Annotated in this window: 7 protein-coding genes; 2 read left to right on the forward strand and 5 right to left on the reverse strand. The window is 45.8% G+C overall.

What is annotated here, in order from left to right:
• Positions 1-140: 140 nt before the first annotated feature.
• The gene (ytaF, locus tag AC3WRW_RS04530; RefSeq protein WP_492545169.1) at positions 141-785 is read right to left on the reverse strand and encodes a sporulation membrane protein YtaF; all 645 of its coding nucleotides are present in this window, start codon (positions 783-785) and stop codon (positions 141-143) included.
• A gap of 122 nt (positions 786-907) precedes the next feature.
• On the opposite strand from ytaF, the gene AC3WRW_RS04535 reads away from it, so the two are divergent.
• Together AC3WRW_RS04535 and AC3WRW_RS04540 are read left to right on the forward strand one after the other, a co-directional pair.
• Positions 908-1,558 carry a DUF1232 domain-containing protein gene (locus AC3WRW_RS04535; protein WP_492545170.1) on the forward strand — a complete coding sequence of 217 codons (651 nt, stop codon included), beginning with the start codon at positions 908-910 and terminating at the stop codon, positions 1,556-1,558.
• A gap of 109 nt (positions 1,559-1,667) precedes the next feature.
• Positions 1,668-3,002 carry a phosphodiester glycosidase family protein gene (locus AC3WRW_RS04540; RefSeq protein WP_492545171.1) on the forward strand — a complete coding sequence of 445 codons (1,335 nt, stop codon included), beginning with the start codon at positions 1,668-1,670 and terminating at the stop codon, positions 3,000-3,002.
• A gap of 71 nt (positions 3,003-3,073) precedes the next feature.
• Here AC3WRW_RS04540 and AC3WRW_RS04545 read toward each other — a convergent pair whose 3' ends face one another.
• The 4 genes from AC3WRW_RS04545 to AC3WRW_RS04560 form a co-directional block, all read right to left on the reverse strand.
• On the reverse strand, positions 3,074-5,248 hold the full coding sequence (locus AC3WRW_RS04545; RefSeq protein WP_492545172.1) for an S-layer homology domain-containing protein: 2,175 nt from the start codon (positions 5,246-5,248) through the stop codon (positions 3,074-3,076).
• Positions 5,249-5,331: 83 nt separating this feature from the next.
• A complete protein-coding gene (locus AC3WRW_RS04550) occupies positions 5,332-7,617 on the reverse strand; it encodes a purple acid phosphatase family protein (RefSeq protein WP_492545173.1) in 2,286 nt (761 codons plus the stop codon).
• 193 nt (positions 7,618-7,810) lie between these two features.
• Positions 7,811-9,265 carry an S-layer homology domain-containing protein gene (locus tag AC3WRW_RS04555; protein ID WP_492545174.1) on the reverse strand — a complete coding sequence of 485 codons (1,455 nt, stop codon included), beginning with the start codon at positions 9,263-9,265 and terminating at the stop codon, positions 7,811-7,813.
• A gap of 92 nt (positions 9,266-9,357) precedes the next feature.
• The gene (locus AC3WRW_RS04560; RefSeq protein WP_492545175.1) at positions 9,358-11,529 is read right to left on the reverse strand and encodes an amidase family protein; all 2,172 of its coding nucleotides are present in this window, start codon (positions 11,527-11,529) and stop codon (positions 9,358-9,360) included.
• Positions 11,530-11,619: the final 90 nt, after the last annotated feature.

The raw sequence follows: 11,619 nt of genomic DNA on the forward strand, positions 1-11,619 counted from the left end.
TTTACCTATATCTAGATATAGGTAATAGCTATAACAAAGGTGTTATTGACATTCTAAGTTTTCAATAAAATATCGCCTCATGAATGTCATACAATACTACCTTTTGCGTAAAATATAGGATACAAGAATGACAGTAGGATTCAACCGAACAAAGAATTGCCGGCAATTAACAAAAGCATAATCCCACTCAGAATGGTCCCGAATTGGCCAACGGTGAAAGAACCAATCCGAATCCCCGCTACTTTTCGGCCGAGAACAACACCGAACCATACCGTAATGAAACTACCGAAAGCGGCGGTTAAGGATATAGCCAGAGGCGATAATCCAAGTAAACCTGCACCCAAGCCATTTGTAATTGCATTTACAGATAGCGCTACCCCCAGAATGAGTGCCTCACCTAAACCAATATCTCCCGATTTATCAACATCTGCCATTTCAGGATTCTTCAGAATTGATTTCATGGAGGCCGCATCATCCATTTCAATAGGTTTAACCTCTTTGGATACAGGTTGCTTCTTTCGTGGGAGGGCTAATAAAATAATGCGGATCCCCACAATAAACAATAGAAATGCACCTGCCAAGACAGGGTAAATACCTGGTAGAACTTGCGAAAGCCAATGTCCAGAAACAATCCCAAACATGCTAAAAAGAAAACAAATAATGGCGATTACGACATTAGAAGAAAAACCAATACGAGTACCACGAATCCCATAAGAGATTCCAACACCTAAATTATCCAAACTTGAAGATACGGCAAATCCCAGGATCAGAAGCCATGCTGTCATTGTATTTCACTCCTCCAACTGTTTACAGTCAGAGTATTGAAGATCCTGCAATAAAGTGCTTTTCCAAATAAAAAAATGTTGAGATTTTTTCAACACTAAGCCATAAGGGGTGAAACCATAGGATGTCCGACAAAAATAGGGAAGAAACGCTGGGACTTACGTTAACCGCTTTATTAAAAGCACGTTCCTTTTCAATGCGGAAACTAAGTTCACTCACGGGGATTGATACAGCTACCATTTCTCGAATCATCAGTGGAAAGCAAAAGGCTAAGCTCAACCATTTGGAAGCCTTTGCCTTCCATCTCGGAGTTCCAACCGCTCAGTTATTTCAAGCTGCAGGATTCGATATCACCATGCCTCAAGCTGAAACGCACTCGGACATATACACGTCCATAAGCAGTGTGCAAAAAATTTTGCAGTCCTCAAATTTAATTGATCATTCGTTCACAGCCGAACTTGTCCAGAAAGAACTGAGCAAGTATGAGCAGTATGCCCTAACAGAAGAAGGACGGCAAATCATCATCGACGACTTCCCTTCCAAAGTGGCAAGCGTCAATGGAGCCGGACCTTTCATTGACGGGCTTAAACAAATGTATCTGCAATTTTGCGAAAATGACAACACCTCAGAGAGACGTGCACTACTCGGCAGCGCACTGCTTTATTTTGTGATGTCCGCCGATCTTATTCCCGATTATGTTTTTCCACTCGGCTATTTGGACGATGCCATTGCCGTGCAATTGGTACTCGATCGTCTAAATCAATCTGACAATTAATTTGATGCAATGAATAAACTTTGTTCAATCCCCTTGCGTCAAAATTTTTATGCAATAAAATAAGTATGAGTATTTATGCTTTACTACGATCAGGGAGACACGGAGAATCATGGAGTTAAAGAACATCGTTGTGCCAAATCATAGAACCAGTGTCCGCTGGCGTTGGCTGAAAAAGACATTTCTTGCAATAGGCGCTTTTGTCATTATATGCTCGGTGCTCCTATTCATGACACCTTGGGGGATTGATCTTCGGACAAATCTTGCCGAGATGGTGATTAATACCCAGCACCGTGAATGGGCATGGGTTTTGGTTGGCGCCAAAAAGCGCGATGATATGGTTGATCAGATGCAGAAGCAAATCGATGTTTGGGGAGTCGACAAGCAGCATGATAGCTTGATCAAGCTGGACAAACGCAAACGAACAGCTAGTGAATTAATAAAGGTCGTTGACATTCAGGATGAAACTCACAAGAATCCTACTTGGCGCGGTAAAAAAATGTATGTTTACGATCCAAGAACAATCCGTCTTGTAACAACTAGCCATAAACAAGAGGGTGAAAAAATAACGGACATGGTCAAACGGACAGGTGCGCTTGCAGGCGTTAATGGCGGAGCGTTCGATGATCCCCAAGGCTTGGGCAATGGCTTTGCGCCGATTGGGTTTCTTATGTCAGGCGGCCAAGTCGTTCTTACGGAATATGACGGCAGCGTCAAGCAGCACGTTGTTGGGTTTACGAAGAACGGAATTTTGAAAATTGGCTTATATTCCATTGATGAGCTGATTAAGGATGGCGTTACCGATGCTGCCTTCTGGAAACCGCGCATTATCGAAGACGGCAAGGGACTCATCACCAGCGGAGACGGCGGGGCGGGACGCGATCCGAGGACGGCCCTTTGCCAGACAGGAAACGGAACGATCATCTTTCTCGTTATTGACGGACGCCAGCCGGGGTACAGCATGGGAGCTACACTAAAAGAAGTGCAAGATATCTTTCTATCGGAGGGATGCCTGAATGCGGGCTTTCTGGATGGAGGGGCCTCATCCGAATTAGTCGCTGACAGCAAACTGCAGACAAAGCCTGCAAGTCGTTACGGCGAACGCCGCTTGCCTGACGGTTTCCTGGTATTGGCGGATCCAAGCAGCTATAAAGCAGACAACATGTGGGAAGGTCTAACGAAGATCGATGCTGGCGGTGCCTATGACAATCCTGGATTCCAGCAGGAGCAAGCTAAGCTGCATGCGAAAGCGGAGCATAACTCCCCACCACCAAAGCCAACAGCAACCCACAAACCACAAGCTGGCAAAGGACTTGATCAGTCCCCAGCAACGACACCAAGAACTTCGTCGCCGAGCCCTGCGCCTACCAAAGGCAAATCGGCAGCTAAACCTACTCCGAGCAGCAGCCCGAGCGAGGAAAAGACAAGCTCTTCGAACAAGAAATAAGGAAAACTAACCAATTAAAAACTGCTTCTCAGTAGATTATCTACTAGGAAGCAGTTTTTTTGTGCTTACTTTTACTTTTGTATTGCCAACGCTCTAAGTATGACAGTTACGGCTTTAGCCCGGGTCGTGTTCGCCTGCGGTCTCACTGTATTATCTTCATATCCATTTACCAATCCTTTGGAAATGGAGGTCTCAAGAGCCGAACGAGCCCAGCCGGATACCAACGAGCGATCCGAATAATCGATGTTCTTGGCAACCGGATCGATCTTTGCCGCACGAATTACGATGGCTGCCATTTGCTCTCTTGTTATGAAATCGTCAGGCCCAAAAGTCTGTTCCGAATAGCCGTTAACAACACCAAGTGCTGCTGCAGTTGCAATCGCGCTTTTTGCCCAATGCGTTGATGTGTCTACAAAACTTTTTCCATCCTGAGCTTTGAGATTCATCGCTTTGACGATGATAGTAACGAATTCCGCTCGCGTAATTTTGTTGTCCGGTTTAAAAGAATTGTCCGGATATCCGTTGATCGCACCTTGTTTCACGAATTCGCGAATGCCGGCTTCGGCCCAATGTCCCTTGATATCGGTAAAACTAGCCCCTTCCGGATTGGCAGCTTTTTTATCGGACATCAGCACAGCAAATTTCGTGAAATGCTTGACAGATCCGGAAGCCGTCCCGCTCGCTGGATCCACTTGCTGATCGTCTAATTGCACCCATGTACGGGTTTGTTCATTGAACCAATATACGCCGACCAGCGACTTCGCAAAGTCCACGGCAGTCTTGTCGAAAGGCAATGTGAGAACAACGGATTTGTTAAAATCGCCATCTTTATCTTTTTTGATTTCGTAGACACCGCTTATTAATTTAAGAGATTTGTCAACAGGCAGCATGGACGTATCGCTTAATTTATCGACAGTCACTTTCGTACTGCCAGTCAGTGCTCCAGCCGGCACTTCGATTTTTGCGCCATTTAAGGTTAACGTTCCGCCCTCAGTCGTAATCGTTCCTGTGTTGGATGGCGCCCCGCCTCCGCCTCCGCTGCTGCCGCTGCTTCCATCATTACTTCCAGTCGCAGGGGTATAGCTGGCAAATTTGGTAAAGTGCTTAGTCCAAACCGCAAGGTCGACGCCGACCTTTATTTTTGCATCTCCACCAGCCGTGATTGTCAAATCTGCCGCTGCTTGACTATCTTCCGAAATCGTGCCGGTAATGGGTGTAAAAACGCCATTTTTCACGTACCCGGCAGATTTATCCCCCTGGTTCGGAAGAAGTAGACGTACCGCTTTGTCGAAAGTCAGCGTAACATCCGGCGAGCCTACTTCAATGACGGCGCTCACGCTGCCACCGCTAATGGCTACGCTGCTGCTGCTCAGTACTTCCGGCAGCTTAATTGTACCATCCCAGCTATCGGGAGCCGTGATTTGGGTGCCTTGTGGAATAGAAACACCAATCGTACCTACAGAAGTGGCTGCTTGCACATCAACCAAAGGCAGCACCGCTTGCTTCGAACTGCCTACCGTGTTCGTTTCCACTTTAATCGACACATTGGCTGCATCGCTTGGAACAGCAATGCTTACAGGCTCAGTGCCTACTTGGATCGATTCGCCTGGAGCCGCTGTTTGCATAGCTGCTCTTTTAACAGCTAGGTTGTATTGCTTTTTTGTCACTCCATCTTGAGCGGTAACTTCGATGGAAACAGCATTAAGACCTTCTTTTAAATCAATATCCTTGCTTGTCATTGCTTCATTATTAATTTTCACAGCTGCCTGAACATCATCCGCAATTGCAGTAACGGTTACGAGGCTAACACGGTTAGCGACACTTGCCGTATAGTCAGTTTGATCAGCCGAGAAATCGATAGGAATGGAGCTCAATTGCAAAGATTTTAAGTTGGCGTTTGTACCTTCTGCCGGTGCTTGCGTTACGGAGAACGCCTTGGATTCTGGCGCATCAATACCGCCAACAAAGGCCGTATAATTACCATTTTCCAAGGTGTACGGACCAAATGAATAATTGCCGCTCACTGCCGCTTTAACTTGATCCGCCACAAGATTACGGCTGTAGCTGTCAACTATGCGCAGCGTAAGAGCTTTTCCAGCATAGGAGGTATTGCCTCCTGTAACTGTCACCTGATTGTTGTTTACAGAGACAACTACATGATAGTTATCCGCAGCAGCATACGCAGGAATAAGCGCGAAAACTAATGTTAGTGCCAAAAGTAGGCCAAACAGTTTATTTTTGAACATAAATTCTCCAGTCTTTTTGTATTTCTAATCCAATCTTCATAGATTTCATAGAGGAGCTCTCAGAGCCCCTCTATGAATGATCACTATTTGGCAGCAGGCGTTATAACGGCATCTTGTGGTTGTGCTTTAGCCACTTGATTTTGAAGATCATCCCAGACCAGTACTTTAACTGTGTAATTTTTGAATGCCGGCAGGTTGAATTGTGCCGTAACTTCTTGAGCGCCCTGGATATCATTTTTAATGGACACGAGCTGAACCGGAGTTGTGCCATCCATTAATTGGAAGATAACAGTAGCTTGTTCAGATACGTTCAACAGATCTTGAACGGTCGCTGACACCGTCGCTGAAAGCCCCGTTACCGAAACATTCGGTGTGCTGATGCTGTACCCGTACGTATCCTCATTCTTCACAATACCGAACTGATCGATAATGAACGGAACGCCGTTATTGATATTTTTATCGATTTCATAGCTTACAGCCTTCATCTTGTTGCCATCGATTGTGACACCGACGAAATTCTGTACTTGCCCACGCGCTTTAGTCGTTGTATCCCCATACTTCTTCGCATGGTTCTCTTCCGATCTCTCGAATAGATTCAAATACGCTTCGTCCAATTTGGTATTCTTGAAATATACCTTTGCACCGGCTGCGGCTGGAATTAAATAAATAGTGCCATCTGGTTTTACGGCATATTCAATTGTTTGACCGTTCAATATTTCTGTTATTTTCTCCACATTTTCTGCAGTACCATCTTTCAAGATCGGCTTTGTACGTGCATAGATGTGGTCATGTCCTTGGAAAACGAAATCGATGCCCAGTTCGTTCATCAGCGGGGCAATTTTGTTTCTCTCGCCCTTAGCTCCGCTAATATCGCTGTCTGTCGCATGGTTTGCAGTTGTGTACGGACCTTTGTGGATATTAACTAAAATCCATTGTGCTCCTGCCGCTTTAGCAGCTTGTACATCTTGCTTCATCCACTCAACCTGAGCGTCCGAAAAATTATCGTATACTGTGGATTTATTTTTCTCATTCGAATTCAACACGATCACATGAGCGTTGCTGTAGTCGTACGAGTAGTACGCTCCTGTTGAAGTATCTGAGTTCTCTACTTTCTTAATATTAAAATGTTCAAAGAAGGCATTGCCGGATTCTTCATGATTGCCTGCTGCCGGTACAATCGTCGTGTTCAGCAGGCTTTGCTGCGAATGACCAAGCAGCCAATTCCATTCTTGCTCCGTCGTGCCGTGTTCTACGACATCGCCATTATGAAGGACAAATTTGGCATTCGGCACCGTTGCCAGCGCTTTGGACAGCGTCGCAGCGGAAATGGCCGCCTCTTCTTCGTCCTGTGCTTGCGTATCCGTCAAATCGATGAAGGAAAACGCTCCGCTTGTCGGTGCGGTCAGGAATGTACCTGTGTCGCTCCAAAGATTCAACTTCTTATCGCCGACCCGGAAGAAATAGGTCGTATTCGCTTTCAAGCCTGTTGCTTCGGCTTTATGTACATTTTCTTGTGCGGAATTCGTCGCTTTGGACGAACGGCCCGTAAATGCGGTTGCTTTGGTAAAATCAGGTGCAGCACCTGTTTTTTCTACTACTTGCAAGTCGCTGTCTGTTGATTCAAGTGATGTATACCAAGCAAAGCCTTTCGAGCTGGTCGGGTCTCCGTTGAAGGTTACCGTTACCTTGCTTACACTTGCCACAACTGGAGCATCAGCAACAGCAACAAGTTTCATATCGAAATAGAGATCAGAACTGCCGTCACTTTGCTGATGAACTTCAACCGCAAGCTCATTATCGCCATCATGAAGATTCGTTTTTAGTGCTTCTGTAAGATCAACCGTATCGTAAATAACAGGAAGGTCTTTATTGGAAGTTGCCTTCGTTGTATATGTAATTTCGCCATCCGGCATGCCGAAGCGAGTAATTTCCGTTCCATTCACATAGAGAACTGCACCGTCATCGATTGCAAACGTACCGAGTATTTGACTATATGTATCAATCTTGCTTTTATCTACATTCAATACTTTGCGGAAATAGGTAGTCGGATATTTTTTGCTTTTATTTGAACCGTAATCTACTGTCGTTTTCAACGGCCCGAACAGTGTGGTCGTCACTCCGGTTCCATTATCCTTATATCCGAAAGGGGCGCTGCCAGAACTCCATGCCGTGTCATCATACGTGGATCGCCATACTGTACCTTGATCCATACCTTTGTCATAATACTTCCATTCCGAATTACCTTGCAGCAAAATAACCGGATCTGTCGACTCAGCCTTTACGGATGCCGGAACAGTTACACCTAGCATCCCAATCAATAATGCAAAACATAACAAAACGGATAATGCTCTTTTGATAACGATGTTCATCCTAATCTCCTTTGTAAATGTATTTACTGCTCTTAAAAGCATTGAGAACCTCATTGTATCAATAGATTGTCAACCAGACGTTTACCATAGGTAAATATTATGTAAACAAAACAGGAGCGATTTTCCAAATGCGCAAAAAAAACTGCTTCTCAGTAGATCATCTACTAAAGAAGCAGCTTTGCTTTGCATAGGTTTACTTTTGTAATGCCAACGCTCTAAGTATGACAGTTACAGCTTCGGCCCGGGTCGTGTTCGCCTGCGGTCTCACTGTATTGTCTTCATATCCATTAACCAATCCTTTGGCAATGGCGGTCTCAAGTGCCGAATGAGCCCAGTCGGATACCAACGAACGATCCGAAAAATCGATATTCTTGGCAACCGGATCCATCTTTGCCGCTCGAATGACGATGGCTGCCATTTGCTCTCTTGTTATGAAATCGTCAGGCCCAAAAGTCTGTTCCGAATAGCCGTTAACAACACCAAGTGCTGCTGCAGTTGAAATCGCGCTTTTTGCCCAATGCGTTGATGTGTCTACAAAACTTTTGCCATCCTGAGCTTTGAGATTCAACGCTTTGACAATTACGGTAACGAATTCAGCTCGCGTAATTTTGTTGTCCGGTTTAAAGGAGTTGTCCGGATACCCGTTGATCGCACCTTGTTTAACGAATTCGCGAATGCTGGCCTCGGCCCAATGTCCCTTGATATCGGTAAAACTAGCACCATCCTGATCGACAGCCTTTTTGTCGGACATCAGCACAGCAAATTTCGTGAAATGCTTGACAAATCCGGAAGCCGTCCCGCTCGCTTGATCTACTTGCTGATCGTCCAGTTGTACCCAGGTACGGGCTTGTTCATTGAACCAATATACGCCTACTAGCGACTTCGTAAAATCCACGGCAGTCTTGTCGAAAGGCAATGTGATGACAACGGATTTGTTAAAATCACCTTCACTGTCTTTTTTGATTTCGTAGACACCGCTTATTAATTTAAGAGACGCGTCAACAGGCAGCATGGACGTATCACTTAGTTTATCCACGGTCACTTTCGTGCTGCCAGTTAGCGCTCCAGCCGGCACTTCGATTTTGGCGCCATTTAAGGTTAACGTTCCGCCCTCAGTCGTAATCGTTCCTTCGTTGGATGGTGCCCCGCCTCCGCCTCCGCTGCTTCCACTGCTTGTATCATCGCTTTTAGTAACAATCGTATAGCTGGCTGCTGCTGCATTTGTCGTAGATTGAGGCACTTTGGAGTCAATAAGCATAATATCTTTCAAAGCGATGTTGGCAGCACCGTTACCCGTCTTCGTGAAGGTAAAGGTTGCCAAATCCAAAGATCCGTTATCGCCCGCCACGTTCCCTGACTTGGTATGGGCAAAGACCAAATGCGTTCCGCCCGCCTCGGAAAATATAACTGGTGCACGAAAGCCAACCGTGGATGTCGATTCGCTCCCCAGCTTGAACTTTAATTGACTGGGATCAAAGTAAAGTGAAAACTGATAGGCATACAAATCTTGGAGATTGCTGCCCTTTACGGTAATTGTGAAGTCTTCGCCAACGTTCAGGACATTCTTGGAAGCTTCAATAGAAACCGACGGTGAAGTCGTTGCCGCCATAATATGTTGTGGCACCAGCATGATTAACATCACTAGCATCATTAATAGAGTTCGTTTTTTACGCCGCATATCCAGGTTCGTCCCTTCTCATATAATGAATCGGATGACATTGTCCTCCTTGCCGGTTATTTCTAAGGCAGCGCTGGGACACTTTTCGGAGCTACCCGGTTATGCGTGGCTTGCTCATAGGAATAGCCGAGTTTGATTAGCTGACCTTCCTCGTAAGGTCTGGCAAGCATCTCGATGGCAATCGGCGTTCCGTTGGCTACGTATCCGGCCGGTACGCTGATCGCCGGGAAGCCGGAGAACGGACTCAAACGATTGGCGTTACCACCGCTCGTAGGCGTCGTTGTAGCTGGATAGAGCAAGACATCAAGATTATTGTCGGCCATCAGACCAAGCAGCGATTGCTGAGTGAGACGCGTCCTGAATAACAGAATATCTTTATAGTCCTGGTTCGTATCGAGCGGGGCCACATTGTTTCTCGTGGTTAATGTACTTTTCAGCGAAGCTAAGAAATCCGTTTGCGAATTGACGATATCTGTAAGTGAATGATAGCGAACCGAGTTCGGATCGACCAAGCGTGGGTTTGACAAATAGTCATTCAAGTTATATTTGAACTCGTAGGCGCTTAAGCTCGAATAACCCACTATCGTGTCTGCATTAGGAATGTACACATTCGTGACAACCGCGCCTTGTTCGCGCATACTATCAGCCGCTTTGTTCAGCAGGCCAAGCACTTCTTTGTTGGTTCCTATTATGGATGAATTGGCGACAAGCCCGATCCGTGCGCCTTTTAGCCCGTCTTTAACCAAATAATTCGTATAGCTGGTCGGCTTTTTGCCAATGCTGCCCGCTGTAACAATATCATTAGGATCATAACCGCTAACCGTGTCAAGCATGATAGCCGCATCCGCTACTGTCCTGGTCATCGGACCGCCAACATCTTGAGACAGGGCCAAAGGAATGATGCCGTCTCGGCTAGTCAATCCGATCGTAGGTCTAATCCCAACGATGCTGTTGTAGGAGGAAGGAATTCGGATCGAACCGCCCGTATCCGTACCCAGACCTGCAACCCCGAAATTAGAAGCAATGGATGCGCCTGTTCCACCGCTGGAACCGCCCGGATTTTGGGTCAATACGTATGGATTTTTCGTTTGGCCTCCCAGTGAACTATTCGTGTCTGTATTAATGGCAAATTCACTCAAATTGGCTTTGGCCAAAATGATGGCTCCTGCATCCTTTAACTTTTTAACCATAAAAGAATCGCTTACCGTCTGGTTATCTTTCAGACATGTGCATCCGGCGCTTGTAGGCATGTCGATTGTGTCATAATTATCCTTCACAATGATTGGGATTCCGTGCAGCAGGCCGCGCGGACCTTTGTCATTGCGCTCTTGATCCAGACTGGCTGCAATCGCTAAGGCATTTGAATTGATCGTAATGAGAGATTTAATCGTCGGTCCCTGCTTGTCGTATGCGGCAATCCGATCCAAATACATCTGAACGAGCTGAACCGAGGTCAGCTTACCGGCCGCCATTGCATTCTGAATGCCCATAATATCAGCTTCCAGCAGTTGGAACGGCTGTCCGTTTTCGTAAAGAATTTTTTTGCCGAGATAAGCAAGATCGGAAATATTAATAATGCCGTCATTATTGAAATCTGCGGATGAAACCAAGCCCCAATCTGAATTGTTGGAATCAAACCCAAAATAATTCATCAATAAAGCGAGGTCGCCGACATCTAACACATTATTGCCGTTAAGATCGCCTGGGATCAGGCTGGAAATTTGGAGCGGAATGGAAGCTGCCTGTGTCAGCAAGGTGCTGCCGTCGGAGAGCCCCAGCTCTACGGAACCGGTGATTCCGCTAAGGCTAGTCGCCGTCTTGGCTTTGAAAGCCATTGTAAGTACGGGATCGTTTGTAGTCAGCCCTCCTGCAGAATCGGTGACAAGAACACTCACTTTGCCTGGCTCGTTATTTTCACCGACGATGCTCAGACTGGATTTGGCCGATGTCGTTTTTATGTATTCAAATGATGTCTGATCGTATACAAACACAAACTTACCCACTGACGCATTGTTCGGTGCTCCGACTAGAGAAACATTCACGTATACTTGGTCGCTTACGCTAATGGAAGCTGGACCTGACAGTTGAACTGTCGCTGTAGACGGATTGGTGACTGTAGAAGCGCTGGCAAGAGAAACTCCAAGTGGATTGATTAAGACCAGGACATTCATCGTGATACTGAAGAGCAGTAATATTGCAATTTTTGAAAAGAATCTATGAAATGATTTATTCATGACTTCCTCCTTGTAAATAAATATGACATGTTATTAGGGAATACAATGAGTTATCAATCGAAATAAATAAAAAAGTGACTTGTAATGTTA

The sequence above is a fragment of the Paenibacillus sp. FW126-R14 genome, from assembly GCF_058789495.1.

Coding starts and splice junctions, on each gene's coding strand:
- ytaF (WP_492545169.1), bottom strand. CDS start 785: ATGACAGCATGGCTTCTGATCCTGGGATTTGCCGTATCTTCAAGTTTG.
- AC3WRW_RS04535 (WP_492545170.1), top strand. CDS start 908: ATGTCCGACAAAAATAGGGAAGAAACGCTGGGACTTACGTTAACCGCT.
- AC3WRW_RS04540 (WP_492545171.1), top strand. CDS start 1,668: ATGGAGTTAAAGAACATCGTTGTGCCAAATCATAGAACCAGTGTCCGC.
- AC3WRW_RS04545 (WP_492545172.1), bottom strand. CDS start 5,248: ATGTTCAAAAATAAACTGTTTGGCCTACTTTTGGCACTAACATTAGTT.
- AC3WRW_RS04550 (WP_492545173.1), bottom strand. CDS start 7,617: ATGAACATCGTTATCAAAAGAGCATTATCCGTTTTGTTATGTTTTGCA.
- AC3WRW_RS04555 (WP_492545174.1), bottom strand. CDS start 9,265: ATGCTAGTGATGTTAATCATGCTGGTGCCACAACATATTATGGCGGCA.
- AC3WRW_RS04560 (WP_492545175.1), bottom strand. CDS start 11,529: ATGAATAAATCATTTCATAGATTCTTTTCAAAAATTGCAATATTACTG.